General features: G+C 56.9%; 40 protein-coding genes. 27 read left to right on the top strand and 13 right to left on the bottom strand.

The window, feature by feature from the left end; genetic code table 11:
- The first annotated feature begins 300 nt into the window (after positions 1-300).
- From ACR3E6_RS07930 to ACR3E6_RS07920, 3 genes are all read left to right on the top strand, one after another.
- Positions 301-1,026, top strand: a complete 726-nt coding sequence (locus ACR3E6_RS07930; protein ID WP_480486606.1) for a class I SAM-dependent methyltransferase — start codon at positions 301-303, stop codon at positions 1,024-1,026.
- Entirely contained in the window at positions 1,023-1,397 is a 375-nt protein-coding gene (locus ACR3E6_RS07925; protein WP_216600271.1) for an EamA family transporter, read from the top strand. Before ACR3E6_RS07930 ends, ACR3E6_RS07925 begins: the two co-directional genes overlap by 4 nt.
- A gap of 89 nt (positions 1,398-1,486) precedes the next feature.
- On the top strand, positions 1,487-1,909 hold the full coding sequence (locus tag ACR3E6_RS07920) for a tellurite resistance TerB family protein (protein ID WP_152459150.1): 423 nt from the start codon (positions 1,487-1,489) through the stop codon (positions 1,907-1,909).
- A gap of 19 nt (positions 1,910-1,928) precedes the next feature.
- Here the strand turns inward: ACR3E6_RS07920 and dacB are convergent, their stop codons facing one another.
- The 3 genes from dacB to ACR3E6_RS07905 all read right to left on the bottom strand — a co-directional run bounded on the left by dacB (position 1,929) and on the right by ACR3E6_RS07905 (position 4,597).
- Positions 1,929-3,407, bottom strand: coding sequence for a D-alanyl-D-alanine carboxypeptidase/D-alanyl-D-alanine endopeptidase (gene dacB, locus ACR3E6_RS07915; protein ID WP_480486604.1), 1,479 nt, complete (start codon positions 3,405-3,407; stop codon positions 1,929-1,931).
- 66 nt (positions 3,408-3,473) lie between these two features.
- Positions 3,474-4,094: a nicotinate-nucleotide adenylyltransferase gene (locus ACR3E6_RS07910; RefSeq protein WP_210093754.1), complete on the bottom strand. Its 621-nt coding sequence runs from the start codon at positions 4,092-4,094 to the stop codon at positions 3,474-3,476.
- Positions 4,095-4,126: 32 nt separating this feature from the next.
- Positions 4,127-4,597, bottom strand: a complete 471-nt coding sequence (locus tag ACR3E6_RS07905) for an MOSC domain-containing protein (protein WP_171638071.1) — start codon at positions 4,595-4,597, stop codon at positions 4,127-4,129.
- 136 nt (positions 4,598-4,733) lie between these two features.
- Here ACR3E6_RS07905 and ettA point away from each other — a divergent pair, with 136 nt between their 5' ends.
- Together ettA and ACR3E6_RS07895 are read left to right on the top strand one after the other, a co-directional pair.
- Positions 4,734-6,401: an energy-dependent translational throttle protein EttA gene (gene ettA, locus ACR3E6_RS07900; RefSeq protein ID WP_210093755.1), complete on the top strand. Its 1,668-nt coding sequence runs from the start codon at positions 4,734-4,736 to the stop codon at positions 6,399-6,401.
- An 82-nt stretch (positions 6,402-6,483) separates the two neighbouring features.
- On the top strand, positions 6,484-7,341 hold the full coding sequence (locus tag ACR3E6_RS07895) for a hypothetical protein (protein ID WP_480486602.1): 858 nt from the start codon (positions 6,484-6,486) through the stop codon (positions 7,339-7,341).
- A 122-nt stretch (positions 7,342-7,463) separates the two neighbouring features.
- Here ACR3E6_RS07895 and ACR3E6_RS07890 read toward each other — a convergent pair whose 3' ends face one another.
- Entirely contained in the window at positions 7,464-7,835 is a 372-nt protein-coding gene (locus ACR3E6_RS07890; RefSeq protein ID WP_480486600.1) for a hypothetical protein, read from the bottom strand.
- 196 nt (positions 7,836-8,031) lie between these two features.
- Here ACR3E6_RS07890 and rplB point away from each other — a divergent pair, with 196 nt between their 5' ends.
- The 6 genes from rplB (at position 8,032) to ACR3E6_RS07860 (ending at position 11,531) form a co-directional block, all read left to right on the top strand.
- The gene (gene rplB, locus ACR3E6_RS07885) at positions 8,032-8,874 is read left to right on the top strand and encodes a 50S ribosomal protein L2 (RefSeq protein WP_170356688.1); all 843 of its coding nucleotides are present in this window, start codon (positions 8,032-8,034) and stop codon (positions 8,872-8,874) included.
- Positions 8,875-8,877: 3 nt separating this feature from the next.
- Complete coding sequence (gene rpsS / locus ACR3E6_RS07880; protein ID WP_068348022.1) at positions 8,878-9,156, top strand: 30S ribosomal protein S19; 279 nt, start codon at positions 8,878-8,880, stop codon at positions 9,154-9,156.
- 3 nt (positions 9,157-9,159) lie between these two features.
- Positions 9,160-9,540, top strand: a complete 381-nt coding sequence (gene rplV / locus ACR3E6_RS07875; protein ID WP_039538267.1) for a 50S ribosomal protein L22 — start codon at positions 9,160-9,162, stop codon at positions 9,538-9,540.
- Positions 9,540-10,250: a 30S ribosomal protein S3 gene (rpsC, locus tag ACR3E6_RS07870; protein ID WP_171638079.1), complete on the top strand. Its 711-nt coding sequence runs from the start codon at positions 9,540-9,542 to the stop codon at positions 10,248-10,250. Before rplV ends, rpsC begins: the two co-directional genes overlap by 1 nt.
- Before the next feature lie 12 nt (positions 10,251-10,262).
- A complete protein-coding gene (rplP, locus tag ACR3E6_RS07865; RefSeq protein ID WP_117872242.1) occupies positions 10,263-10,676 on the top strand; it encodes a 50S ribosomal protein L16 in 414 nt (137 codons plus the stop codon).
- A gap of 234 nt (positions 10,677-10,910) precedes the next feature.
- Positions 10,911-11,531 carry a 2OG-Fe(II) oxygenase family protein gene (locus ACR3E6_RS07860; protein ID WP_480486598.1) on the top strand — a complete coding sequence of 207 codons (621 nt, stop codon included), beginning with the start codon at positions 10,911-10,913 and terminating at the stop codon, positions 11,529-11,531.
- A gap of 77 nt (positions 11,532-11,608) precedes the next feature.
- Here ACR3E6_RS07860 and ACR3E6_RS07855 read toward each other — a convergent pair whose 3' ends face one another.
- On the bottom strand, positions 11,609-12,052 hold the full coding sequence (locus tag ACR3E6_RS07855; protein ID WP_209835310.1) for a GFA family protein: 444 nt from the start codon (positions 12,050-12,052) through the stop codon (positions 11,609-11,611).
- 339 nt (positions 12,053-12,391) lie between these two features.
- Between ACR3E6_RS07855 and rpmC the strand changes: the two genes are divergently transcribed.
- From rpmC to rpmD, 11 genes are all read left to right on the top strand, one after another.
- Positions 12,392-12,598: a 50S ribosomal protein L29 gene (gene rpmC, locus ACR3E6_RS07850; RefSeq protein ID WP_010437082.1), complete on the top strand. Its 207-nt coding sequence runs from the start codon at positions 12,392-12,394 to the stop codon at positions 12,596-12,598.
- Between the two features lie 4 nt (positions 12,599-12,602).
- The gene (rpsQ, locus tag ACR3E6_RS07845; protein WP_171638085.1) at positions 12,603-12,833 is read left to right on the top strand and encodes a 30S ribosomal protein S17; all 231 of its coding nucleotides are present in this window, start codon (positions 12,603-12,605) and stop codon (positions 12,831-12,833) included.
- 75 nt (positions 12,834-12,908) lie between these two features.
- The gene (gene rplN / locus ACR3E6_RS07840) at positions 12,909-13,277 is read left to right on the top strand and encodes a 50S ribosomal protein L14 (RefSeq protein ID WP_008757934.1); all 369 of its coding nucleotides are present in this window, start codon (positions 12,909-12,911) and stop codon (positions 13,275-13,277) included.
- 2 nt (positions 13,278-13,279) lie between these two features.
- Positions 13,280-13,591, top strand: coding sequence for a 50S ribosomal protein L24 (gene rplX / locus ACR3E6_RS07835; RefSeq protein ID WP_152459159.1), 312 nt, complete (start codon positions 13,280-13,282; stop codon positions 13,589-13,591).
- Positions 13,584-14,144 (top strand): 50S ribosomal protein L5, encoded by a 561-nt coding sequence (rplE, locus tag ACR3E6_RS07830; RefSeq protein WP_171638087.1) that lies wholly within the window; start codon positions 13,584-13,586, stop codon positions 14,142-14,144. The genes rplX and rplE overlap by 8 nt, the downstream gene beginning before the upstream one ends.
- Positions 14,145-14,163: 19 nt before the next feature.
- Complete coding sequence (rpsN, locus tag ACR3E6_RS07825) at positions 14,164-14,469, top strand: 30S ribosomal protein S14 (protein ID WP_010437098.1); 306 nt, start codon at positions 14,164-14,166, stop codon at positions 14,467-14,469.
- Between the two features lie 13 nt (positions 14,470-14,482).
- Complete coding sequence (rpsH, locus tag ACR3E6_RS07820) at positions 14,483-14,875, top strand: 30S ribosomal protein S8 (RefSeq protein WP_068340741.1); 393 nt, start codon at positions 14,483-14,485, stop codon at positions 14,873-14,875.
- Between the two features lie 11 nt (positions 14,876-14,886).
- Positions 14,887-15,420 carry a 50S ribosomal protein L6 gene (gene rplF, locus ACR3E6_RS07815; protein WP_152459161.1) on the top strand — a complete coding sequence of 178 codons (534 nt, stop codon included), beginning with the start codon at positions 14,887-14,889 and terminating at the stop codon, positions 15,418-15,420.
- Positions 15,421-15,431: 11 nt separating this feature from the next.
- A complete protein-coding gene (gene rplR, locus ACR3E6_RS07810) occupies positions 15,432-15,791 on the top strand; it encodes a 50S ribosomal protein L18 (RefSeq protein WP_058283506.1) in 360 nt (119 codons plus the stop codon).
- A 115-nt stretch (positions 15,792-15,906) separates the two neighbouring features.
- Positions 15,907-16,473, top strand: a complete 567-nt coding sequence (gene rpsE / locus ACR3E6_RS07805; protein ID WP_170328768.1) for a 30S ribosomal protein S5 — start codon at positions 15,907-15,909, stop codon at positions 16,471-16,473.
- Between the two features lie 12 nt (positions 16,474-16,485).
- Positions 16,486-16,674 carry a 50S ribosomal protein L30 gene (gene rpmD / locus ACR3E6_RS07800; protein ID WP_050605831.1) on the top strand — a complete coding sequence of 63 codons (189 nt, stop codon included), beginning with the start codon at positions 16,486-16,488 and terminating at the stop codon, positions 16,672-16,674.
- A 100-nt stretch (positions 16,675-16,774) separates the two neighbouring features.
- Here rpmD and ACR3E6_RS07795 read toward each other — a convergent pair whose 3' ends face one another.
- Positions 16,775-17,206 carry a MarR family winged helix-turn-helix transcriptional regulator gene (locus ACR3E6_RS07795; RefSeq protein WP_480486594.1) on the bottom strand — a complete coding sequence of 144 codons (432 nt, stop codon included), beginning with the start codon at positions 17,204-17,206 and terminating at the stop codon, positions 16,775-16,777.
- 77 nt (positions 17,207-17,283) lie between these two features.
- Here ACR3E6_RS07795 and ACR3E6_RS07790 point away from each other — a divergent pair, with 77 nt between their 5' ends.
- From ACR3E6_RS07790 to ACR3E6_RS07775, 4 genes are all read left to right on the top strand, one after another.
- Entirely contained in the window at positions 17,284-17,652 is a 369-nt protein-coding gene (locus tag ACR3E6_RS07790; protein ID WP_480486591.1) for an antibiotic biosynthesis monooxygenase family protein, read from the top strand.
- A 21-nt stretch (positions 17,653-17,673) separates the two neighbouring features.
- Complete coding sequence (locus ACR3E6_RS07785; RefSeq protein WP_171638093.1) at positions 17,674-18,135, top strand: hypothetical protein; 462 nt, start codon at positions 17,674-17,676, stop codon at positions 18,133-18,135.
- A gap of 165 nt (positions 18,136-18,300) precedes the next feature.
- Entirely contained in the window at positions 18,301-18,513 is a 213-nt protein-coding gene (locus ACR3E6_RS07780; protein ID WP_171638095.1) for a DUF1127 domain-containing protein, read from the top strand.
- A gap of 523 nt (positions 18,514-19,036) precedes the next feature.
- The gene (locus tag ACR3E6_RS07775; RefSeq protein ID WP_480486589.1) at positions 19,037-19,342 is read left to right on the top strand and encodes a hypothetical protein; all 306 of its coding nucleotides are present in this window, start codon (positions 19,037-19,039) and stop codon (positions 19,340-19,342) included.
- 129 nt (positions 19,343-19,471) lie between these two features.
- Here ACR3E6_RS07775 and ACR3E6_RS07770 read toward each other — a convergent pair whose 3' ends face one another.
- The 6 genes from ACR3E6_RS07770 to rpsJ all read right to left on the bottom strand — a co-directional run bounded on the left by ACR3E6_RS07770 (position 19,472) and on the right by rpsJ (position 23,051).
- Positions 19,472-20,008, bottom strand: a complete 537-nt coding sequence (locus ACR3E6_RS07770) for a Swt1 family HEPN domain-containing protein (protein ID WP_480486587.1) — start codon at positions 20,006-20,008, stop codon at positions 19,472-19,474.
- 49 nt (positions 20,009-20,057) lie between these two features.
- Positions 20,058-20,801 carry a DUF5343 domain-containing protein gene (locus ACR3E6_RS07765; RefSeq protein ID WP_480486585.1) on the bottom strand — a complete coding sequence of 248 codons (744 nt, stop codon included), beginning with the start codon at positions 20,799-20,801 and terminating at the stop codon, positions 20,058-20,060.
- 287 nt (positions 20,802-21,088) lie between these two features.
- On the bottom strand, positions 21,089-21,385 hold the full coding sequence (locus ACR3E6_RS07760) for a 50S ribosomal protein L23 (protein ID WP_068348029.1): 297 nt from the start codon (positions 21,383-21,385) through the stop codon (positions 21,089-21,091).
- Positions 21,382-21,999, bottom strand: coding sequence for a 50S ribosomal protein L4 (rplD, locus tag ACR3E6_RS07755; RefSeq protein ID WP_155148664.1), 618 nt, complete (start codon positions 21,997-21,999; stop codon positions 21,382-21,384). Before rplD ends, ACR3E6_RS07760 begins: the two co-directional genes overlap by 4 nt.
- Positions 21,996-22,721: a 50S ribosomal protein L3 gene (gene rplC, locus ACR3E6_RS07750; RefSeq protein WP_152459170.1), complete on the bottom strand. Its 726-nt coding sequence runs from the start codon at positions 22,719-22,721 to the stop codon at positions 21,996-21,998. The genes rplD and rplC overlap by 4 nt, the downstream gene beginning before the upstream one ends.
- Positions 22,722-22,736: 15 nt before the next feature.
- Positions 22,737-23,051: a 30S ribosomal protein S10 gene (gene rpsJ, locus ACR3E6_RS07745; protein WP_008756422.1), complete on the bottom strand. Its 315-nt coding sequence runs from the start codon at positions 23,049-23,051 to the stop codon at positions 22,737-22,739.
- A 291-nt stretch (positions 23,052-23,342) separates the two neighbouring features.
- Here rpsJ and ACR3E6_RS07740 point away from each other — a divergent pair, with 291 nt between their 5' ends.
- Complete coding sequence (locus tag ACR3E6_RS07740; RefSeq protein ID WP_480486582.1) at positions 23,343-24,020, top strand: DUF3800 domain-containing protein; 678 nt, start codon at positions 23,343-23,345, stop codon at positions 24,018-24,020.
- A 249-nt stretch (positions 24,021-24,269) separates the two neighbouring features.
- Here ACR3E6_RS07740 and tuf read toward each other — a convergent pair whose 3' ends face one another.
- Entirely contained in the window at positions 24,270-25,445 is a 1,176-nt protein-coding gene (gene tuf / locus ACR3E6_RS07735) for an elongation factor Tu (protein WP_171725214.1), read from the bottom strand.
- Positions 25,446-25,493: the final 48 nt, after the last annotated feature.

Below are 25,493 nucleotides of genomic sequence, written 5' to 3'. Positions count from 1 at the left end.
TGTGCCAGTGCAGCATGAGTCAATAAAGCAGTGGCGCAATTCGCGACACACTGCGCCAAAAAAACAGTCGCCTTCGGGCAGGTAGGGAAACGTACCTTGGCCCGCAAATACTCTGCCCGGGATATCTGCGCTGAATTTTCACCGGCCAGCCTTGCTCAGGCCACAATGGTGGGCCGATTGTTCACCCGAAACAAAAAAGACACGGGCGCGGGCGCAAACTTGACCCGGTTGTTTCGCACGCTCACCCGGCAGTGTTAGACAAAGGCGACACGGGGGGTTCCCCGGACCAGAGGAAACGGGATGCGACGCGAAACCACCAACCGTATACGCTTTGTACTCGAAGATATCGTGCCGCCTATCCTGCGTGACAGCGCCGCCTTTCATTGGCTGGCATGCAGGGTTTGGGGCGACCATATCACGCGCCTTGCCGAATTCCGTGAACGTGCAACCTATCTGACGGATGACGAATACGAAAGACTCTACCGCGATCATCCGCGTGTGCATCAGGGCACCGACAATTCCGAAGCCTGCATCAAGCGGATTGCCAAGGATATCGTCGGGCAAAGCATCTGCGATGTCGGCTGCGGCACCGGAGTTCTTTTGCAACGCATAAAGGCCGCCCGACCCGACATCACGCAACTGACAGGAGTGGATTTCGTCGTCGATGATGCGGCAGCCATCGACAATATCGACTATGTCGCAGCTCGGATCGAAGAACTACCGTTCGAAGACAACAGCTTTGACACCGTAATCTGCACCCACGTGATCGAGCATCTTCTGGATTACCGGCAAGCAATCGCTGAACTGCGTCGTGTCGCGCGAAAACGCGTCATTATCGTCGTCCCGCGTGAACGCGAAAGCAGGTACACCTTCAATCCGCATTTCAACTTTTTCCCCTACACCCACAGCTTTCTGCGCGCGGTGCATCCCAGCCCGGACATCCATGTCTGCGAAGATCTGGGGCGCGACATCTACTATTGCGAAGACCGCCCCGGGGAAAAATCAGAACCGGAGCATCAAGGATGACTCCGCCCGCCCCAACGACACTGGTCTGGGTTGGTTTGCTGTGCACACCAGTTATGATCTCGGCCGGGCAAATCCTGTTCAAACTGGCAGGAAACCGGATTGACGGGCGCGAAGCCACCGGAATTGCGGGCCTCATCCAGACGCTGTTCGATCCTTTCCTTCTGACAGCCTTTGCCATCTATGGCTCGGCTACGGTGCTGTGGGTGTATGTCCTGCGGTATCTGACCCTGTCCCAGGCCTACCCTTTCATGGCCCTCAGTTTCGTTCTTGTGCCACTGGCCTCGCACGTCTTCTTCGGCGAAACACTTGGGTTGCGCTACTGGCTGGGGGCCGCGCTTTTGATTTCGGGAATGATGGTCATGAATACCTGATCGCGCGGGGGTGGATGAAACAAGGTGTTGAACCTGACCCGCTGCGCTCATATCGTGCGTCCTCGAACGACCCCAATCAGGACCATCCCATGACCGAGCAAGTGCCCCACCCGATGTCCCCGCAGGATTGCCTTGTGGCGATCATGGTTGCAGTCTCGGCGTCTGACGAAAACATCCGAACCGCCGAGCTGGTCAAGATCGAAGTCGCCGTGAACATGCTGCCGGTCTTTGCCGGGTATGACATCGATCGGACCCGTCGTGTATCACAGATTGTTTTTGACCTGTTCGAACAAGAAGACGGTTTGGATGCGCTGTTTGGCCTGATCCGTGAAAACCTGCCCGAGCGTCTGAACGAAACGGCCTATGCGCTGGCTTGCGATGTTGCAGCCGCCGACGGTTCGCTCGCTGAAACGGAACTGCGCCTGCTGGAAGAAATCCGGTACGAACTGAATATCGACCGGCTGCATGCCGCCGCAATCGAACGCGGGGCACGCGCGCGCCACACGGTCTGATCTGGGCAATCTAAGGGTTTCAGCTTCCGTAGAGCGAACCCCAACGTTCCAGCAAGGCCCGTTGCAGTTTCCGCGACCTGCGGTTCCAGCTGCGCGCGCCTTCAGGCCGTTCGCGTTGTGCGCGAGGAATCTTGGCGCGGTGGGCCACGTCCGCCGTAAAAATGGCAAAGGCAAGATCGACCCCGTCCACCGTTGTCAGGAAACCGCCCAACCCGGATACGAAGTTCAATGTGCCTGTCTTGGCATCGACCTTGATCGGGTGGTTCTTGACCGGCCGCCCATTGCGATCCGTCAAGGCAAAAGGCTTCATCAATGGGCGCAATGCGCCCATTTTCCGGGCCGCGACCAGGGCCGCAACCAGATCCGCCGGCACCATACGCGAGGCATCGCCAAGACCGGAATGATCGACCATCGCGATCCCGTTCACGCCAAAGCTCTGAGACGCCCAACGGTTCATCTCGGCCGCCGACTCCGCCAGGTTGCGCGGGTCAACGCCCCGCGCTTTGGTTGCGGCCAGCCCAACCATCTCGGCCGTCAGGTTCGTCGAGTATTTCAGCATCCCGCGCAAAATACTGTTCAATGGATCGCTGCGATGCACCACAAGGTCGACGCCTTTTGGCGTCTCTCGTGTCACTTGCACCCGATTCAAAACGATTCCATTGGATCGGGCTAAAGTACGAAACACATCACCCGCGTACAATGCGGGCTTGCGCACAGGCAGCCAGCGCGCCCCGCCATTGCCCAGCGCGCCCTTGGCCACGGTCCAGCGGTCCTGCCGCGCACTTGGCTGATAGGTATAGATAGGCAAGCTGCGGTTCTCGACCCGCATGGCTGCCACATCCACTGCCGGCACATATCGTGCGCTGCGTGCATCCATGGTCACATCGTACCCCTTGCCGGCACGCTTCCACTCGAAATGGACCCGATTGAAATTCAACGATATCCCGCTTACCGCCGGGCTGTACCCCACATGATCCGGCTGTCCGGGATCAATGCTGAACACGAAGGGCAGCGCCCCGTCATAGACCTTGAAAGCTCCTCGAACCTCGGTGATTCCGGCCTCGCGCAGGTTGGCCGCCATCGTGGCCAGCGCATCCGTATCCAACAGCGGGTCACCCCCGCCTGCCAGTATCAGATCGCCATGCAGAATCCCGTTTTCAATTGGCCCATCTGCGATCAAACGGGTTTCGAACCGGTGGTCAGGCCCCAGAACGTCCAGCGCGTAAAGCGCGGTCATCGCCTTGCCGACACTGGCCGGGGGCAAGCCCGCACCTTCACCAAAAACCTCCAGCGGCTTTCCGGTCGCCACATCCGCGACGGCGAAAACAACTTCGCCCGTCAACCCTGCGGCTGCAACCAAACGCTCGGCACCACTCAACAGCGCCGCACGCGCGCGCGGTCTGAGCGAGACCAGCGGCGCCTGCGCCAAACCAGTTGCCGGGATCAGAGACGCCCCCAATCCTCCCAGAAACTCACGACGTGAAAAACGACCAGCCATAGTTGGAATAAAATCCCACAGATCAAATGCGCGCAACCACTCGCTGCGATTATGCGCCGGGCAAGGCTATTCCGGCAACACTTCCGCGCGCCATTCGCCGCGCGTCCGAATCTCAGTGGAACTGACATCAACCATCGGCACATTCACGAAACACCAGGCCGGAGCCTGCGCCCGCCCCAAAAGATGCCGCGCCTGCCCGTCGATCCTGTACTTGGCATAGACCCGTGCCGCCCTGGACATCCGGGCAGATATCCGGTCGCCGGGCCGCGCGACCACACCGACAGGGACACTGTCCATGATCCCTCGCCAGTCTTTCCAGCGGTGAAACTGCGCCAGATTGTCCGCCCCCATCAGCCACACAAATCGGACCTGTGGATACAATCGCTGCAACACTGTCAGAGTATCCGCAGTCGCGCGTGTACCTGTGAGCGCCTCGATGTCCGTCACTTCGACACGCGGATGCTGCATCACATTCCGCGCTGCCGCCATTCGCTTGTCCATGGGCGCGGGCCCGCGTTCCTTCAACGGATTGCCCGGCGATACCAGCCACCAAACCCGATCCAGCCCGAACGCCTTTATCGCTTGAAGCGTGACATGCACATGGCCCTGATGCGGTGGATCAAACGACCCGCCGAACAGACCGACGACCTGCCCAGGTCGCGCATAGGGTATGCCGTACCGCTCCATACCCTGCTGATGTTCAGAACTGCGAGGCGTTGTCAATCAACAGGTTGCACCACATCACCCAGCCGAACCCGCCCGGGTCGCACGACTTCGGCGCACCATCCTCCGTGCCCACGCACGGAGGAATAGCCGCCTTTGCCCAGCGCTTCTTCCATCCGGCTGCACGGCGCACAAATCACGGTGAGGCGCAAAATTGCCTCGCCCACCTGCACCTCGCGCCCTTTGAGCGCCGTCAGATTGATCCCCGAAACCACCAGGTTGCGCCGCAGGATTTCAGGCGCAACCGGCCCCTGCCCCAGATAAGACCCAATCGCCGCCAGATGCTCCTGCTGGATCAAAGTCACTGCTCTCTTGCCAACGCGGGCGCGGTCACTGATCAGACCGGCCTCAGTAATCACGGATTCCTCCAGTGACACCATCTCGGCCCGGCGCTCTGGTCGCGCTCCGATCCAAGTCACGCAACCGGGCTGCGCCCAACCCGCAATCAACTCGGCCAGTTCCGACATAACACCCCCATTTACAACGCGCCCACACTATGCCGCCCGACCCAAAGACGAAATTCACAAAACCACCAGCTTGCCCCGCCCGTCCCGCTCGGATATCCAGCGTTTCAACCAAATTCCCCGACCCAGAGGACGCGACATGGCTGCCTATCAATATGTCTACCACATGCAGGGTGTCTCCAAGACCTATCCCGGTGGCAAGAAGTGTTTTGAAAACATCCACCTCAGCTTTCTGCCCGGCGTGAAAATCGGTGTCGTCGGCGTCAACGGCGCCGGTAAATCGACGCTGATGAAGATCATGGCTGGCCTGGACACCGACTTCACCGGCGAGGCATGGGCCGCCGAGGGGGCCAAGGTCGGCTATCTGCCGCAGGAACCGCAACTGGACGAATCCCTGACCGTTCGCGAAAACGTCATGCTGGGCGTGGCCGGGAAAAAGGCCAAGGTCGACCGCTTCAACGAGATCGCGATGGAGATCGCCGAGAACTACTCGGACGAGCTGATGGAGGAAATGACCACCCTGCAGGACGCGATCGACGCGGAAAACCTGTGGGATCTGGACAGCCAGATCGATGTCTCGATGGAGGCGCTGCGCTGCCCGCCGGACGACGCCGATATTGCCAATCTTTCGGGTGGTGAGAAACGCCGCGTGGCGCTGTGCAAGCTGCTGCTGGAAGCGCCCGACATGCTGCTTCTGGACGAACCGACCAACCACCTGGACGCGGAAACCATCGCCTGGCTGCAACAGCACCTGATCGACTACAAAGGCACCATCCTGATCGTCACCCACGACCGTTATTTCCTGGATGACATCACCGGCTGGATTCTCGAATTGGACCGCGGCCGTGGCATTCCGTACGAGGGCAACTACTCCGCGTGGCTGGAACAAAAAGCCAAACGGCTGGAGCAGGAAGCGCGCGAAGACAAGTCCAAGCAAAAGACCCTACAGCGCGAGTTGGAATGGATGCGTCAGGGCCAGAAGGCCCGTCAGGCTAAATCCAAGGCCCGGATCAACGCCTATAACGAGTTGGCGGAACAGTCCGAGCGCGAAAAGCTGACCCGCGCCCAGATCGTCATCCCCAACGGCCAGCGCCTTGGCGGCAAGGTGATCGAGGTCGAGGGTCTGTCGAAACATATGGGCGACAAGCAACTGATCGAAGGGCTGGACTTTGCCCTGCCCCCCGGCGGCATCGTCGGCGTCATCGGCCCCAACGGCGCGGGTAAATCGACGCTGTTCAAGATGCTGACCGGTCAGGAACAGCCCGACAGCGGCACCATCACGCTGGGCGACACGGTCGAACTGTCCTATGTCGACCAGTCCCGCGACGACCTGAAAGACAACGACACCGTATGGGAGGCGATCACCGGCGGCGCCGAGATCATCCAGCTGGGTGACGCGCAGGTCAATTCCCGCGCCTATTGCTCGTCCTTCAACTTCAAGGGCGGCGACCAGCAGAAAAAGGTCTCTCTGCTGTCAGGCGGTGAGCGCAACCGCGTCCACATGGCCCGCCTGCTGAAAGAGGGCGGCAATGTCCTGCTGCTCGACGAACCGACGAATGACCTCGACGTCGAAACCCTGCGCGCGCTGGAAGACGCCCTGGTCGACTTCGCCGGCTGCGCCGTGGTCATCAGCCACGACCGTTTCTTCCTCGACCGGATTTGCACGCATATTCTGGCCTTCGAGGGTGACGCCCATGTTGAATGGTTCGAGGGCAACTTCGAGGATTACGAAGAAGACAAAAAGCGCCGCCTGGGACCGGATGCGCTGGAGCCCAAGCGGTTGAAACATAAGAAGTTTGCGCGGTGACGCCTGACGGGACAGGTGACGATGATCAGAAAAATACAGGTTCGCGGACTGAATAGCGCGCTACACTAAAAGGGGCCGGGTCATGGGCCACAACGGTTACGGAACATTCTGGTCTGGACCATCCCTCGGTCCGCTTGAACAGGCCTGCCTGTCGTCCTTCGTGCAGGCCGGTCAGCCGATCACCCTGTATTCCTACGACCCGCATATCGCAGGCGTCCCGGACGGGGTCGTCCTGCGGGAGGCATCACAGGTTCTGGCCCTGACAAACAGTTTGGAACGCGTTCTGTCACTGCATACAGCCCGCTTTTCCGATCTGTTCCGGCTGAAGATGATGCAAATGGAAAATCTGGTCTGGGTTGATTGCGATGTGTACCTGTTGAAACCGGTCACCTTCGAGGAAAACCTGATCACAATCGGACGCGCCTTTCGGGATGGAACCAAATTTCTGTGGAATGGCGTCATGTACCTGGACCCGGCCTCAGATATGTTCGTCGACTACCTGTCGCTGACCACCGCCGACACAATCCAATTTCGCGACGGTTGGGATGCAAAAGTGGAAACCGGCGTCGAAAACAAGTCGGCACGGGACATGTTCACCAGATTGGGAGAGGTGAATTTCTTTTCCGACGACCTTCCGCGAAACTTTTTCGGCCCGATCTTGTTGACTCTGCTGGCCCGGGATCACCAGCAATCGGAACTCATTCCCCCTCGGGTCCACTATCCTTTCGGGGCACCTAAACTGCGAAAGAACACGCACGATCCCATCGGGTTTCCGCTGGCCTATCCAAAGCAAAGCGAAACCATACACTTCTTCGGCTCAATGGTGCGCAAGACGTGCGGCACGTATTGGAACCCCGAGACAAAGTCCTATGACCGGCTTCCTTCCGGAAGCCTGCTCGACCAAGCGCTGAACGGGACACTTGCCCGGAACTGCCTTTAGGCGGTGATGCCTGGCGTACGTGGCTGGCAGGAATACCCTCAGAATTGAAGCCTTTGGATGAGATAACACCCCATCTTGAGCCACCAAACGCTCCCCCAGTCACACCACCGCTCCATTCCGGATCAACCCGACCCCCGCGGATATCGCGATAGATTGACGATTTCGGCCAATCGGTTGGATGCTTCCCCAGCCCGCTCATGAATGCGGCCGCCAAGCAGCAGCGGCTCAGCATAAAATACATAGGACTGATTGCAGGGGCAGCACCTTTCCAGATCGGTTTCCGCGAAACCTTCCGCCCCCACACCAATAAGCCCGGTCTCCGAGCCTTCCGATCGGGGCTCACTGCACCAAAGTTCAAAGGAAACGATTTCAACCTTTTCTGCCAGGTCCTGTTCCCGCTCTGTGAGTTCCAGCAACCGTTCGTGCATTTCTGGGTTTAGCATCCAGGCCGTAAACCAAAACGCGTTTGGCCAGTGTGCGGTTTTCACGGCCACAGAAGAAGTTTGATACTCTCTCTTGTCACCCGGTCCCAACACTGCTAAACGCACCCAATCTTACGGCCTCGGATTCGTTCCGGGGCCTTAGATATTTTGAACCGGGGACCTTCGGGGCCCTATACCCTTGGCACCTACGGGGGCCTCTCACATAGCGGGGAACCCCCTCGCACTTGCTAAACGGAAGACAGAAAGCATGGCACTCAAGTCGTACAAGCCGACGACGCCGGGCCAGCGCGGGCTGGTGCTGATCGACCGTTCGGAGCTTTGGAAAGGACGTCCGGTCAAGTCTCTCACTGAGGGTTTGACCAAATCGGGCGGCCGGAACAACACCGGACGGATCACTTCACGCCGCCGCGGCGGTGGCGCAAAGCGTCTCTACCGGATCGTTGACTTCAAACGGAATAAATTTGATGTCGCGGCAACCGTCGAGCGGATCGAATACGACCCGAACCGGACCGCATTCATCGCACTGGTAAAATACGAAGACGGCGAGCAGGCATATATCCTGGCTCCGCAGCGTCTGGCTGTTGGTGACAAGGTCATCGCGTCGGCAAAAGCTGACATCAAGCCGGGCAACGCAATGCCGTTCTCGGGCATGCCGATCGGTACCATTGTCCACAACATCGAGATGAAGCCTGGCAAAGGCGGTCAGATCGCACGTGCGGCCGGTACATACGCTCAGTTCGTTGGTCGCGATGGCGGCTACGCTCAGATCCGTCTGAGCTCGGGCGAGCTGCGCATGGTCCGTCAGGAATGCATGGCCACCGTTGGTGCCGTGTCCAACCCCGACAACTCGAACCAGAACCTCGGTAAAGCCGGTCGTATGCGCCACAAAGGCGTACGTCCGTCGGTTCGTGGTGTTGCAATGAACCCGATCGATCACCCGCACGGTGGTGGTGAAGGTCGTACCTCGGGTGGCCGTACACCGGTTACACCGTGGGGTAAGGACACCAAGGGTAAGCGTACCCGCAACAAGAACAAAGCGTCCCAGAAGCTGATCATCCGCTCGCGGCACGCCAAGAAGAAGGGACGTTAATCTATGTCTCGCTCTGTTTGGAAGGGTCCTTTCGTCGATGCTTATGTGCTTAAAAAAGCCGAAGCAGCGCGCGAGTCGGGCCGCAACGAAGTCATCAAGATCTGGTCGCGTCGTTCCACCATTCTGCCCCAGTTCGTGGGTCTGACCTTTGGTGTGTACAATGGCCAGAAGCATATCCCGGTAAACGTCACGGAAGACATGATTGGTCAGAAGTTCGGTGAGTACTCGCCGACCCGGACCTATTATGGTCACGCCGCAGACAAAAAAGCGAAGCGGAAGTAAGTCATGGGCAAGGAAAAGAACCCCCGCCGCGTGGCTGAAAACGAAGCAATGGCGAAAACCCGCATGCTTCGCACCAGCCCGCAGAAACTGAACCTGGTTGCGCAAATGATCCGCGGCAAGAAAGTCGAGAAGGCTCTGACCGACCTGACTTTCTCGAACAAGCGTGTCGCGCAGGACGTCAAAAAGTGCCTGCAGTCCGCAATCGCGAATGCCGAAAACAACCACAACCTGGACGTTGACGAGCTGATCGTCGCCGAAGCATGGGTTGGCAAGAACCTGGTCATGAAGCGCGGTCGCCCGCGTGCCCGTGGCCGTTTCGGCAAGATCATGAAGCCGTTCTCGGAGATCACCATCAAGGTGCGTCAAGTTGAGGAGCAAGCCTAATGGGACATAAAGTCAATCCGATCGGCATGCGCCTGCAGGTCAACCGCACCTGGGACAGCCGCTGGTACGCTGACACCAAGGATTACGGTGATCTTCTGCTGGAAGACATCAAGATCCGTGAGTTCATCCAGAAAGAGTGCAAGCAGGCCGGTGTTGCACGTGTGATCATCGAACGTCCGCACAAGAAGTGCCGCGTCACGATCCACACCGCACGTCCGGGTGTCATCATCGGCAAGAAAGGTGCAGACATCGAAGTTCTGCGCAAGAAGCTGGCCCAGATGACCGACAGCGAACTGCACCTGAACATCGTCGAAGTGCGCAAGCCCGAGCTTGACGCGCAGCTGGTTGCCGAGTCGATCGCTCAGCAGCTGGAACGTCGTGTTTCGTTCCGTCGCGCAATGAAGCGCTCGGTTCAGAACGCCATGCGCATGGGTGCCCTGGGTATCCGGGTGAACGTCGCTGGCCGTCTGGGCGGCGCCGAAATCGCACGGACCGAATGGTACCGCGAAGGCCGCGTGCCTCTGCACACCCTGCGTGCCGACATCGATTACGCACATGCCGAAGCGATGACCCCCTACGGGATCATCGGGATCAAGGTCTGGATCTTCAAAGGTGAGATCATGGAGCACGATCCGCAGGCACGTGACCGTAAAGCACAGGAACTCCAGGACGGCCCTGCACCTCGTGGTGCTGGTGGCGGTCGTCGCTAAGGAGGGAAAGATATGCTTCAACCAAAGCGTACTAAATTCCGCAAGATGCACAAAGGCCGGATCAAGGGCGAAGCCAAGGGCGGCTCTGATCTGAACTTTGGCACCTACGGTCTGAAAGCCCTGCAGCCCGAGCGCGTCACCGCACGCCAGATCGAAGCTGCACGTCGTGCCATGACCCGTCACATGAAACGTCAGGGTCGTGTCTGGATCCGTATCTTCCCCGACACTCCGGTCACTGCAAAGCCGATCGAAGTTCGTATGGGTAAAGGTAAGGGTTCGGTGGACCGCTGGGTTTGCAAGGTCAAGCCCGGTCGCGTGATGTTCGAAATCGACGGCGTCAATGACGACATCGCCCGCGAGGCCCTGCGCCTGGCCGCGATGAAGCTGCCGATCAAGACCCGCGTCGTGGTTCGCGAAGACTGGTAAGCGATCCGGGGGTTTCCCCGTTCGTGATATATTTGACCCCCGTCGGGAAACCGGCGGGGGTTATCATTTGGGGGCGCTGCCCCCGCCGCGGCAAGCCGCGACTCCCCCGGGATATTTATGGCCAGATGAAGCAGGGGATCTGGATTTCATCTGGCAAAAAATATCCCGGAGCGCGAGGCAGAGCCTCGCAAAAGAGCCATCGCAATCGCGGTGAAGCTGGGTTAAGAGGGCGCTATGGCACAGATTGAATCACTCTTCGTAACCCGTCTCTACCGCGCTGCATTGTCTGAGTTTGATCCCAGGATCGACCCGGAAGAACTGGAAAACTCGTGCCTTGTCATTGCCGCGGACGATGAGGCCGGGCAGGATTGGTGTGAGGAAAACGGCTATCCCGGTTATACCAGTTATGCCTCGCTGACTGATCTGCCATGGCGGTTCCCGATCTTTGCCGATTTGGTCAAAGTGCTGGATCAGCATGTGGCGACCTTCGCCAAGGATCTGGAATTCGATCTGGGCGAGGGAGAGTTGAAGCTCGAGGACCTCTGGATCAATATCCTGCCCGAGGGCGGCATGCACTCCAGCCACCTGCACCCGCACAGCGTGATCTCGGGCACGACGTACGTGTCGATGCCCGAGGGGGCAAGTGCGCTGAAGCTGGAAGACCCCCGCTCGGGCCGTATGATGGCGGCCCCAACGCGGATCAAAGGTGGGCGGCGCGATTTGCAGCCCTTTATCTATATGAAGCCTCAGGTCGGCGACGTGCTGCTGTGGGAAAGCTGGCTACGCCACGAGGTGCCGATGAACATGGCCGAGGAAGAGCGGATATCGGTCAGTTTCAACTATCGGTGGGACTGAACGCTCCCACCGAATACCGGCATCTTGAATGTCAGCGAACACCGTTGGTACTTCGCTCAGAATGAGCTTACGCCCTGTCAGCTGGCAGGTGAAGGCCAAGCAAATTCTGGACGAAGCGCTTCATATACCGGTCGTCCGTCATCAGGCTTGGGGTACCCTTTGCTGTCATCATAAAACGCGTGGTAAGTCGCTGCCGGAAACTGGCTGTCATCATACCCCATCACGTTGGGTACAGCCACGCGTATGCGCTTTTGCTTATCATCAAGCATCAGCGCGGCCCCGCACTCTGAACATGTGCAAAGCTCTAAAGGGCCATCGGGATTGTTGGCGTTGAATGGTTGACGGTTCATCTTATCTTCGGGGTCTGCTGACAGGTCTGAGTAGTTAAAAAACGCAACATGGGTTGTGTGCTGTCCGGTCACGGACTTACAGACATCACAATGGCATTCATGGTTGTCTATCGGTTCTGCCGCTGCGACTATCTTGACGTGTTCACATCCTCCTGAATAAGGACTGGTCATTTTCTTACCTCCTCTGTGAACTTCAGGCTTTTGGGCCTTCTCTATTGGGCGCCGAACGCGGCCTGTTGGCAATACAGACCTTGGCCTGAGTTTGGAGGAGGAATACTTCGCGGAACCTTTGTGGTTGGCCACCTGCTCAGCGACCGGGAGCAACTTATTCCCTTGGCGTAAAGAAGACGTCAAACTTACCCTTGCCACCCACCCCCTAAACCCTTATACGACGGCATCCTGCAAGTCCCCCGGCCGAGTCGGGGGGTTCGTATGTCTATCATTCATCCACCAGGTCCAAGGTGACCCTGCAAGGGGGCCTTCTGGTGTTTTGAGCAAAGGAAAAAGGCGATGAACGCCCAAGAACTGCGTGACAAGACCCCGGACCAGCTCCGCGAGGAACTGGCCAACCTGAAGAAAGAAAGCTTTAACCTGCGCTTTCAACAGGCAACCGGTCAGCTGGAAAATACAGCTGGTATCAAAGCGGCCCGCCGCAATGCTGCCCGCGTCAAAACCATTCTGAACGAAAAGGCCGCTGCCGCGGCATCGGAGGAGTAATCCTATGCCCAAGCGTATCCTGTCCGGAGTAGTAACCAGCGACGCCAACGAGCAGACCGTGACTGTTTCGGTTGAACGCCGTTTCAAGCACCCGCTGCTGCAAAAAACCGTTCGTAAGTCCAAGAAATACCGGGCTCATGACGAAAAGAACGCCTTCAAGGTCGGCGACACTGTACGCATCATCGAATGCGCGCCGAAATCGAAGACGAAACGTTGGGAAGTTCTGGAGGCGTAAGCCCCCAGACCTTTCCATTTGTCGAAACCCTGGGGGAATTAACAAGACCAGCCCCCACAGGTCGGGAGAAACCACATGATCCAGATGCAGACCAATCTGGATGTCGCTGACAACTCCGGCGCACGCCGAGTTCAGTGCATCAAGGTCCTGGGTGGTTCCAAGCGTAAATACGCCTCCGTCGGCGACATCATTGTCGTCTCGGTGAAGGAAGCCATCCCACGCGGCCGCGTAAAGAAAGGTGACGTCCGCAAGGCCGTCGTCGTGCGCACCGCCAAGGAAGTCCGTCGCGAAGACGGCACCGCGATCCGTTTTGATCGCAACGCCGCCGTCATCCTGAACAACAACAACGAGCCAGTCGGTACCCGTATCTTTGGCCCCGTTGTTCGTGAACTGCGCGGCAAGAACTTCATGAAAATCATCTCGCTGGCTCCGGAGGTGCTGTAATCATGGCTGCTAAACTCCGCAAAGGCGACAAGGTCGTCGTGCTGGCCGGCAAGGACAAGGGCAAAGAGGGAACCATTTCCTCGGTTGACCCCAAGGCCGGTAAAGCTGTTGTCGATGGCATCAACATCGCCATCCGCCACACCCGTCAGTCGCAGAACTCGCAAGGTGGTCGCCTGCCTCAGGCAAACCCGATCGACCTGTCGAACCTGGCACTGCTGGACAAGAACGGCAAAGCAACCCGCGTTGGCTTCCGCATGGAAGGTGACAAGAAGGTGCGCTTCGCCAAGACCACAGGGGACGTGATCGATGCTTGATTCCGCAACCTACACCCCGCGTCTGAAAGCTCAGTACGTCGAAACCATCCGTGCCGCTCTGAAAGAAGAGTTCGGTTACAAGAACGACATGCAGCTGCCCAAGCTGGATAAGATCGTTCTGAACATCGGTTGTGGTGCCGAGGCCGTCAAAGACTCGAAGAAAGCAAAAGCTGCCGTCGAGGATCTGACTGCGATTGCCGGTCAAAAGGCCGTTGCAACCAAGGCGAAGAAGTCGATCGCGGGTTTCCGCGTCCGTGAAGACATGCCGCTGGGTGCGAAAGTGACCCTGCGCGGTGACCGGATGTACGAATTCCTGGATCGTCTGATCACCATCGCGCTGCCGCGCGTTCGTGACTTCCGCGGTGTAAAGCCTTCTTTCGATGGTCAGGGCAACTTTGCCATGGGCATGAAAGAGCACATCGTGTTCCCGGAAATCGATTTCGACAAGGTCGACGAGGTCTGGGGCTTGGATATCGTAATTGCCACCACAGCGAAAACCGACGCTGAAGCAAAGGCACTGTTGAAAGCGTTCAACATGCCGTTCAACGCATAAGCGCCGGGAGGATTGAGACATGGCTAAAAAAGCAATGATCGAACGCGAAAAGAAGCGCGAACGCCTGGTGGCCAAATATGCCGCAAAGCGTGCCGAGCTGAAAGAAATCGCGAATGACGAGAGCAAGCCGATGGAAGAGCGCTTCAAGGCGCGTCTGAAACTGGCGAAACTGCCGCGCAACAGCTCGGCCACTCGTCTGCACAACCGCTGTCAGCTGACAGGTCGTCCCCACGCTTACTACCGTAAGCTGAAGGTCAGCCGTATCGCGCTGCGCGAGCTGGGTTCTGCTGGTCAGATCCCCGGCATGGTGAAATCGAGCTGGTAAGGGAGACATAGATATGAATGATCCTATCGGCGATATGCTCACCCGTATCCGCAACGCGCAAATGCGCGGCAAGTCCACCGTTTCCACCCCGGCTTCCAAGCTGCGCGGTTGGGTTCTGGACGTGCTGGCGGACGAAGGCTACATCCGTGGCTATGAAAAGACGACCGGTGAAAACGGTCATCCGGCCATCGAAATCAGCCTGAAGTACTACGAAGGCACCCCTGTTATTCGCGAACTGAAGCGGGTCTCGAAGCCCGGCCGTCGCGTATACATGGGCGTCAATGACATCCCGCAGGTCCGTCAGGGACTGGGTGTGTCGATTGTCAGCACTCCGAAAGGTGTGATGTCGGACGCAAACGCTCGCTCCAACAATGTTGGCGGCGAAGTGCTCTGCACCGTCTTCTAAGGAGGTCTGCAATGTCTCGTATTGGTAAAAAGCCGGTCGAGCTGCCCAGCGGCGTTACTGCCACTGTGTCGGGTCAGACCATCGAAGTGAAAGGTCCGAAAGGCACCCGCAGCTTTACCGCCACCGACGACGTAACGTTGTCGGTTGAAGACAACGTGGTCAAGATCGACCCCCGCGGCATGTCCAAACGTGCCCGCCAGCAGTGGGGCATGAGCCGCACCATGGTTGCCAACCTGGTAACCGGTGTGACGACCGGCTTCAAAAAAGAGCTGGAGATCCAGGGTGTTGGTTACCGGGCTCAGATGCAGGGCAACACCCTGAAGCTGAACCTGGGTTACAGCCACGATGTTGATTTCACTGCTCCGGAAGGTGTCACCATCACCGCCCCGAAGCAGACCGAGATCGTTGTGGAAGGTATCGACCAGCAGCTGGTGGGCGAAACCGCGGCGAAAATCCGCGAGTGGCGCCGCCCCGAGCCCTACAAAGGCAAAGGCATCCGCTACAAGGGCGAGTTCATCTTCCGCAAGGAAGGCAAGAAGAAGTAAGGACGAACACAATGGCAAACAGCAAAAGAACCCTGTTTCTGAAGCGCCGCCTGCGCGTTCGGAACAAACTTCGCAAGGTCAACGCGGGTCGTCCGCGTTTGTCCGTACACCGTTCGAACAAGAACATCTCTGTTCAGCTGATCGACGACGTGCGTGGCGTGACCCTGGCCTCGGCATCGACCCTGGAAAAAGATCTGGGTGTAGTTGGCAAGAACAACGTCGAAGCGGCCACCAAAGTGGGCGCGGCCATCGCCGAGCGTGCCAAGAAGGCAGGCGTCGAAGAGGCCTATTTCGATCGTGGCGGCTTCCTGTTCCACGGCAAAGTGAAGGCTCTGGCCGACGCTGCGCGTGAAGGCGGCCTGAAGATCTAAGACTTGCGGGCAGCTTTGCGGCTGCCCCGATGATCCGGGGGCCTCGGCAACAGTCGGGGCTCACTTGGATTGAAGAAACGGCGCCGTATGCGCCACATGAGAAAAGGGATGCCAAATGGCAGAACGTGAAAACCGTCGGGGCCGTGGCCGCGACCGTGAAGAAGCACCGGAATTTGCAGATCGTCTGGTTGCGATCAACCGCGTGTCGAAAACCGTAAAAGGTGGTAAGCGCTTTGGCTTCGCCGCTCTGGTGGTTGTCGGCGATCAGAAAGGCCGCGTCGGCTTTGGCAAAGGTAAAGCGAAAGAAGTACCTGAAGCCATCCGTAAGGCGACCGAGCAAGCCAAGCGTCAGATGATCCGCGTGCAACTGCGCGAAGGTCGGACCCTGCACCACGACATCGAGGGCCGTCACGGCGCTGGTAAAGTGGTAATGCGCACCGCGCCTGAAGGTACTGGTATCATAGCCGGTGGTCCGATGCGTGCTGTGTTCGAAATGCTGGGCGTCAAGGACGTTGTGTCCAAATCGCTGGGCTCGCAGAACCCGTACAACATGATCCGCGCCACCATCAACGGCCTGCAGAAAGAGCAGAGCCCGCGTTCGGTTGCCGCACGTCGTGGTAAAAAAGTTGCCGACATCCTGCCCAAGCGGGACGAAGCACCGGCTGCTGAAGCCGAAGCGTAAGGAGAGCGACCCATGGCAAAAACCATCGTCGTCAAGCAGATCGGTTCTCCGATCCGCCGCCCCGCCGAACAGCGCGCAACCCTGATCGGCCTGGGCCTGAACAAGATGCACAAAACCCGTGAGCTGGAAGATACCCCTTCGGTCCGCGGCATGATCCGCAAGATCCCGCATCTGGTAGAGATCGTCGAAGAGCGCGGCTAATCCCGCAGCTTCGAAGACTTAGAAACGCCTCCGACCTCGGTCGGGGGTGTTTTTGTTTAATGGCTTGCCTGCCGGTGCCGTAAACTGATCCTCCTTCAATTCACCTTGAGCGCATGCCGCCTATGACTCGACGCATATAGTTCATGAATTGTGTGCGCTCAGGGTCATTCAAGACCTGTAATGCATCGGCATTCACGTTCTGAGCTGCCTCGTAGGCGCTGTCGCGAAGTGCTGCGGCCTTCTCGGTCAACCAAATCAATTGAGCCCTGGCGTCAGCAGGGTTCTTCGTTCTTTTGATCAAGCCATCACGTTCCATACGGTTAAGCGTGTTGGCCAATGTCGCCTGTTCGACGTCAATTTTGGTCAGCAGATCCTTTTGCGTCACACCGTCTTTGAGCCAGAGTTCCAGCAAGATTGGGAATTGCCCGACGACGATGCCAAAGGGCGCAATGCGTTGCTGCAACTCTTTTGCGAACAATCGTGCCATGTGGTTAACCAGATACCCGGCCGAGTTTTCTTTTTCGAAGTCCATGTCCTGGATTTACACTTGAATAGCATGCTATGCAATTTTATATAGCTTGCTATATTTTAGAATCGAAGGGAACCGAAATGGCTCGTATCAAAGAGTTGGACACGATCGTCACGCTGGCAGATCAGATGCAGACCGAGGAAGGACCGGTGGTGCTGATCAACCTGTTTACGGTGGACGCCGAAGACGAAAAGGCGCTGCTTCGGGCATGGGCGCATGATGCGGATTTCATGAAATCGCAACCGGGATATATCTCGACCCAGCTCCATCAGGGTATCGCGGGCAGTTCGACCTTTGTGAACTACGCGATCTGGCAGAACGTGCAAAGCTTTCGCGACGCATTCACTCAGCCCGAGTTCCAGCGTCGGATCGCGGACTATCCAGCAAGCGCAGTGGCCCGGCCACATCTTCTTCGCAAGCTCGCAGTCGAAAACCACTGCGTCGCCTGACCCTCATTTGGGAGTAGCAACATGTTAAGAACCATCCACCCCATCGCCGGAGTAGTAGGCTTTCTTACGATACTCGTATTCTGGACATCCACTTTGTACAGTGAGTTATTTGCAAACCATGAGACCGTCGCGGCAGTAAAGTCCATGATCGTCAGCGGGCTCTTTGTTCTGGTGCCTGCAATGGTGATTGTCGGTGCATCCGGGGCGACACTTGGGCGTCGCCGAAAAGATGCCCCTACGCTCACCAAAAAGAAAAGGATGCCGATCATTGCTATGAACGGGCTCATCGTCCTTGTTCCAGCCGCCGTCTACCTGAGCGCAAAGGCAAACGCGGGCTCGTTTGATACCAGCTTCTATATTGTACAGATCATCGAACTGATTGCCGGGGCGACCAATCTGACACTGATGGGGCTGAGCATACGTGATGGTCGGGCGATGGCCGCCCGCAATAAAACGCGCGAAAGAAATGAAAGCGGCGTGTGATTGACGTGGCCCACGACATGTATAGCCATTCAACAGATGCATATCGGCTAGACCAAAATCTGCGTTGTTAGCGATAGCAAACGCTCCTATCTCTGCCTTGTCCAATGAAGGAACTCAAAAGGAAACGTCAGGGAATACGCCCTGATACGAGAAAGGAATACAGAGATGACAACTGCAACACTGACCCATACCGGCTTCAACTTCGGCACCCGGATCGCTGACATGGTCACACGGATCAAAACAGCCCGTGCACGTGCTGCTGAGTATCAGCGCACCTATACCGAGTTGCAGCGCCTGACCAACCGCGAACTGGATGACATCGGCATCCGCCGCTGCGACATTGCAGATATTGCGCACAAGCATGTTTACTGCTCGTGATCGCGGATATCCCAGTGCAAGACACAAAGGCGCCGCACGGCGCCTTTTCTGTTTCCGGGAGAAGCCCGCAGAACGGCCACAGAGCACCTAAACGCCCCCTCATTCTGCCGAAGTACGCTACCCCTACTGTGTGACGCTAATATCGGGTCCATGCCCCCTGCTGGATGTCGGGGACTATGGCACCATCTCAAAGCTCGTGGCTCGACCGAACATGGCAAGGCCGCAATATGCGTGTGCGCTCTGCTGACGCGCCGGAGGCCACCAGACCCTATGGTCGCCTGCGGCAGCTGCTGGCGCATGACGCGGGCCGAAACGTCTTGAAACACACGGTGTCCGGATTGGCATTTCACACTTGAACAGGTTGATTGGGTGGTTTGTCATCTGCACCTTTATCTTCTGCAACGCGCAGTCCTGGTCGCAGTGATCCAGAACCGACGGGCCACGTGCTTTGAGCTGAGCAGGCAATGCCCCTGCGGACGATTCTCGGTGTAACGGGCAGCTCAAAACGGGACGTGGCCGGTGCGTGAAACTTGAAGATACCCAGGCGCAGATCTGCCCTTGCGTGTTCCAACAACGTGCCAGAAGTCTGGGCGAACCCGGGCGGATCAGTCTTTCCGACCACATGGCGACCCTTCATCAAAGAAATCGTATCCACATCGGCACGGTCCAATTTAAGGCCATCGGTAACGGACAACGGCCCCGACGGGTGAAACCGCCGGGCCGTGATCAGCCGCTCATGTTGGGTCAAAAAATATCGCTCTTATACGACTTGAGTGCCATGCTTTCTGTCTTCCGTTTAGCAAGTGCAGGGAGTTTCACCGCTATGTGAGAAGCCCCCGCAGGTGCCAAGGGCATAGGGCCCGAAGGTCCCCGGTTCAAAATATCTAAGGCTCCGGAACAAATCCGAGGCCGTAAGATTGGGTGCGTGAAACAGGGTTGGGGGTGGGTGTCCAGCCAGTTATGACATGAGTTTGAACCAAGACCGTACTGCCAGATTCAACCTGTCTTGTTCTAGCTCGTCAGTTGGATTGCAGTGGGCTATTGGCCCTCTGAGCAGATTGAGTTGATTTGTAATATTACTGACTGCCGTTTTTGATGAGAAAACCGGATCGAATACATCCCAATTGTCTGTAATAAGCTGAGATAACTCGCCAAAAGTTGTATAGTCGATAAGATTATATGATCTTGGCGTTATTCCACTATCGACTTCTTTTTGGTGCCTTTGCTGCGCTGGTTTTCTGACCCTGTCTTCATGAACCCTAGAGCTCAACCACCAATCCGCTCCTTCTGCTTCAACCATCGTATCTTTCACCAAACGGCGAATCGAGTTTTCCAGGCAGTAGAAAACCTCGTAGAATTCAGACATTCTCGCGGCTTCTTGCCTAAGGCCAGCTTCAAACTGTTCGTAATCCGAAGCCTTTCTATTTTTGGCCTTACTGGGCTTTAGACCCAGCTCAACGCCGTGCTCGTTTTCAACAGCCTCTAAGTCAGTCACTATTTGGAGCCCTGTCATACCAAAGGCCCGGATCAATCCATCTGGCCTCTTAGGCATCGTCTTCCCTCAACAAGTTTTCTTTCAAGCTCTTAAAAATGGCATTGAAAACGGCTTGATCCGAAGTAGCGGGTAAGTTGAGGTTAATCGTGTACCCTAAGTTCAATCCGATGCCTTTTGCTGCTGAACTGTGATCACTTTCATGTCGCGGTTGTGCCGCTTCAACACCGCGGCCCATTTCGACTTTTTCCACTTCTTCGGTTTGAAGTTCGGTTTCATCACCATCAAAGCTCGCAAAGTTTTTTAACGCTTTAATGCAGTTGAACGCATATTTTACCGGTTTGGAATCGTGAGCTTGTCCTGTTTCTTCAACTAGTAACCCTAGTAGCTTCTCATCGCTCAACTCGTGCATGTATTCACTTCGTACATACAATGGCGCATAAGCTAATCGAATGCCTTGAGCCACAGCCTGCCCCGAAGTAGTTGGGTTTCGAAATTTCGTGTACAATTCAGTCGGCCTGCCGTCGCCCGACGCAAATCCTATCTTTTTTAAGAATGTAGTCATTTGGTCACCGGAGCCTCCCGGGATCTTCAAGATGGTTTTGACAAAATCTTGACTTACGCGATCAGGCACCGCAGCGCTCTTTATGGCGTCCAGTGCTTTCTCAATGTTACCCGCCGAAGTAATGTATGGTAGTGAGGCCACAATCTTCTCTATTAAATTGAATGGGCAGAAGCTACGCAACTTTTCGCAGAACCACAATTGACCTCTAGCAAACAGTTCAAATGCAAACAATAAATCTCGCTTTCGCGAGGGACGTCATCTCTTTCCAAAAACAGTTTCGAATAGGCGCGGAACAAGGCCGAAGGCCGCCGCGCCAGCATCTGCCCGTCGCGGCGGGCCGGCGCTTTGGGGACGTTTGCGCCTCGCTATTAGTTCGGATGTATCTGGCGCCATAAAGCGCACCGATCAGCCGCTGCAGTGCCATCCCACGGGCAGTCGCTGGCGCGGCTTTTACTCTGGTCCCACAAAAAACCCCCGCTTACGCGGGGGCCTTTATCTCTCTTCAAAGACGGGTCCGATCAGAGACCGGTGGTCACGTCGATGGTGTTACCCTCTTCCAGGGTCACATAGGCCTTCTTGACGTCTTTCCGCTTGCCCAACTGGCCGCGGAACCGCTTGACCTTGCCTTTGGTCACGGTGGTGTTCACCGCTTTGACCTTCACACCAAACAGCGCCTCAACGGCCTCTTTGATCTGCGGCTTGTTGCTGTCGATCGCCACTTCAAAGACAACCGCGCCGTTTTCGGACGCCATGGTCGACTTTTCGGTGATAATCGGCTTGCGGATCACGTCGTAGTGTTCTGCCTTCGCGCTCATTTCAGACGAGCCTCCAGTGCTTCGACAGCCGCTTTGGTGAGCACCAGGGTGTCACGCTTGAGGATGTCATAAACGTTTGCACCCATCGACGGCAGGATATCCAGACCTTCGATGTTGCGCGACGCCTTCAGGAAACCTTCGTTCACGGTCGCGCCGTCGATGACCAGAGCGCGTTTCCAGCCCAGGTTTGCAACCTGTTTGGCCAGTGCGGCGGTCTTGCCTTCGGCTTCGGCGTTCTCGATCACAACCAGTTCACCTGCTTTGGCTTTGGCCGACAGAGCGTGGCGCAGGCCAAGCTTGCGGAACTTCTTCGGCAGGTCGTGGCCGTGCGAACGAGGGGTCGGGCCCTTGTAGATACCACCCTTGCGGAAGATCGGCGCGTTGCGGTCACCATGGCGTGCGCCACCGGTGCCCTTCTGGCGATAGATCTTCTTGGTCGAGTAGCTGGTTTCCGAGCGGGTCTTGACCTTGTGGGTGCCGGCCTGCGCGTTGTTGCGCTGCCAACGGACCACACGGTGCAGGATGTCCGCACGCGGCTCGAGACCGAACAGATCGGCGTTCAGCTCGATGTCGCCGGCTTTGCCGCCGTCCAGTTTGATTACATCAAGTTTCATGCTTCACCACCTTCCGCGGGAGCTTCTTCCGCAGGTGCATCAGATGCAGCCGATTTCACAGCAGCCGGGAAAGGCAGGCCCTCCGGTGCTTTCTTCTTCACGGCGTCCTTGACGGTGACCCAGCCCGATTTCGGTCCGGGAACGGCGCCTTTGATGAAGACCAGACCACGCTCGGCGTCGGTTTTGACGACTTCCAGGTTCTGGGTCGTTACACGGGCAGCACCCATGTGACCGGCCATCTTCTTGCCTTTGAACACCTTGCCCGGGTCCTGACACTGACCGGTCGAACCGTGCGAACGGTGGCTGATCGAAACACCGTGCGAGGCGCGCAGACCACCGAAGTTGTGGCGCTTCATCGCACCGGCAAAGCCTTTACCGATCGAAGTACCCGAAACGTCAACTTTCTGACCTTCCAGGAAGTGTTCTGCCGAAATCTCGGCACCCACTTCGATCAGGCCATCTTCGGAGACGCGGAACTCGGCCAGCTTACGCTTGGGCTCGACCTTGGCAGCGGCATAGTGACCGCGCATGGCTTTCGAGGTGCGTTTTGCCTTGGCAGCACCGGCGCCCAGCTGAACGGCAGTGTAGCCATCTTTGTCAGCGGTCCGCTGTGCAACGACCTGCAGGTTGTCCAGGTGAAGAACGGTCACAGGGATCTGCTTGCCGTCTTCCATGAACAGGCGGGTCATGCCAACTTTTTTTGCGATAATACCAGAGCGCATTCTCATACCCTCCGATTACGACTGCAACTTGATCTCGACGTCCACACCAGCAGCGAGGTCGAGCTTCATCAGCGCGTCAACGGTCTGGGGGGTCGGATCAACGATGTCGAGAAGACGCTTGTGCGTGCGGATCTCGAACTGGTCGCGGGATTTCTTGTCAACGTGAGGGCCACGGAGAACCGTGAACTTCTCGATCTTGTTCGGCAGCGGGATCGGTCCGCGCACGTTCGCGCCGGTCCGCTTGGCAGTGTTGACGATCTCTTGCGTGCTGGCATCCAGAACGCGATAGTCAAATGCCTTCAGCCGAATACGGATGTTTTGGCTTTGCATATTAACAGCCTTTTATTCAGGCGTTGGAGTTGAGAGGAGGACAGACGCGCATCGCCAACCCTCATCGAACCCAAAAGGCGGGAATCACCCCGCCTTGATGTTCTTATTGAGAACCCGCGCGTATTAGTGGGGTTGAGGGGGTTTGGCAAGGGGTTTGTTGGCGTGCTTAGACTTGGTCAACATAGTTTCAGCCTAAACCCCCAATTTCTTTAATTGGAAACGGAGTGTTCTCTTCTCGACACAACCCCTGAGATACGTCACAAGAAGAAAAAACACTTTTAGGAGCAGTCATTGGAAGATCTCTCAACGCTGTACGTTTTTCTCGATGAGGGTGGAAATTTCGATTTTTCTAAGAATGGAACGAAGTTCTTCAGCATCACTTCAGTCAGTATGAGAAGACCGTTCCGGCTACATACAAGTTTGGATACATACAAGTACGACTTAATCGAACACAGGATCCAACCTCGTATAGAGCTTCAGCATTTTCATTGTGCTGACGACAATGCTCACGTGAGGCGTCGTGTTTTTGAAATGTTGGCCGAAGGACTGACCGAAAATTCAGTCGATACCGTTCTGGTGGAAAAGTCCAAGACTGGACCCGCGCTGCAAGCCCCAGAAAAGTTCTATCCTCGCATGCTTGGCTATCTGCTGAGGTACGTTGTTGAAAGCACGCGAGAAGGAATCGGTGAAGTAGTAGTTATTACCGACTCTATTCCTGTCGCACGCAAGCGCAGAGCCATAGAAAAAGGTTTAAAAACAATTCTCAAGGAAATGCTTCCTTCCGACACGCCCTATCGAGTCATGCACCACGCTTCAAAGGCGCACTACGGCCTACAAGTCGCAGATTATCTAAATTGGGCGATTTATAGAAAGTGGGAACACGGAGATACTGCTGCATATGACGCAATCCGCCACTTGATTCAGAGCGAATTCGATATTTTTCGAACCGGAATGCGCCATTACTATTAGAAAATTTGACCCCCCCAACTACCAAACGGAGAACCCCTTGGGTTCTTATCATTGGGGAGGAACCTTTAGTTCGAATATAGCGAACAAACTATAAAGTGCAAGTTAATCGCTCCGGCGCACCTTCGAGTAGATTGATTGTGCTTCAATCGAAAAGGCCGCCCCGGTGTGGAGCGGCCTTCTTTGGTTCGACGGTGTGGGCTCTCATTGCTCTTTCAGAGCAACTGCCGCCCACCAGTCGGCAAAGCCGACTTACTCGATGATTTTCGACACGACGCCGGCGCCGACGGTGCGGCCGCCTTCGCGGATGGCGAAGCGCAGGCCGTCTTCCATCGCGATCGGAGCGATCAGCTCGACGGTGAAGCCGACGTTGTCGCCAGGCATAACCATCTCGGTGCCGGCCGCCAGGGTCACGGTGCCGGTCACGTCAGTTGTACGGAAGTAGAACTGCGGACGGTAGTTCGCGAAGAACGGAGTGTGACGACCGCCTTCTTCCTTGGTCAGGATATAGGCTTCGGCTTCGAACTTGGTGTGCGGAGTAACCGAACCCGGCTTACACAGAACCTGGCCACGCTCAACGCCGTCACGGTCGATACCGCGCAGCAGGGCGCCGATGTTGTCGCCCGCTTCACCGCGATCCAGCAGCTTGCGGAACATTTCAACACCGGTACAGGTGGTTTTCTGAGTGTCACGGATGCCGACGATTTCGATCTCGTCGCCAACATTGATCACGCCACGCTCGACACGGCCGGTCACAACGGTACCACGGCCCGAGATCGAGAACACGTCTTCAACCGGCATCAGGAACGGCTTGTCGACTTCACGCTCAGGGGTGTCGATGTAGTCATCAACAGCCGCCATCAGTTCGCGGATCTTCGCTTCGCCGATTTCCGGGTTGTTGCCTTCCATCGCGGCCAGAGCCGAACCTGCAATGATCGGAATATCGTCGCCAGGGTATTCGTAGCTGGACAGCAGTTCGCGAACTTCCATCTCAACCAGTTCCAGCAGCTCTTCGTCGTCGACCTGGTCAACTTTGTTCATGAACACGACCATCTTCGGGATGCCAACCTGGCGGCCCAGCAGGATGTGCTCGCGGGTCTGCGGCATCGGGCCGTCAGCGGCGTTCACAACCAGGATCGCGCCGTCCATCTGCGCCGCACCGGTGATCATGTTCTTGACGTAGTCGGCGTGGCCGGGGCAGTCGACGTGCGCATAGTGGCGGTTGTCTGTCTCGTATTCCACGTGGGCGGTCGAGATGGTGATGCCGCGCGCTTTCTCTTCCGGCGCACCGTCGATCTGGTCATACGCTTTGAAGTCACCGAAATACTTGGTGATTGCTGCGGTCAGCGTGGTCTTGCCGTGGTCAACGTGGCCAATCGTGCCGATGTTGACGTGCGGTTTTGTACGCTCAAACTTTTCCTTTGCCATGATGGCCTCCTTTTTCGGTAATGAAGGGAGCGTGATACCCACGCTCCC

It is taken from the genome of Ruegeria sp. AL3 (assembly GCF_056536065.1).
This window is presented reverse-complemented; position numbering and strand designations above follow the sequence as displayed.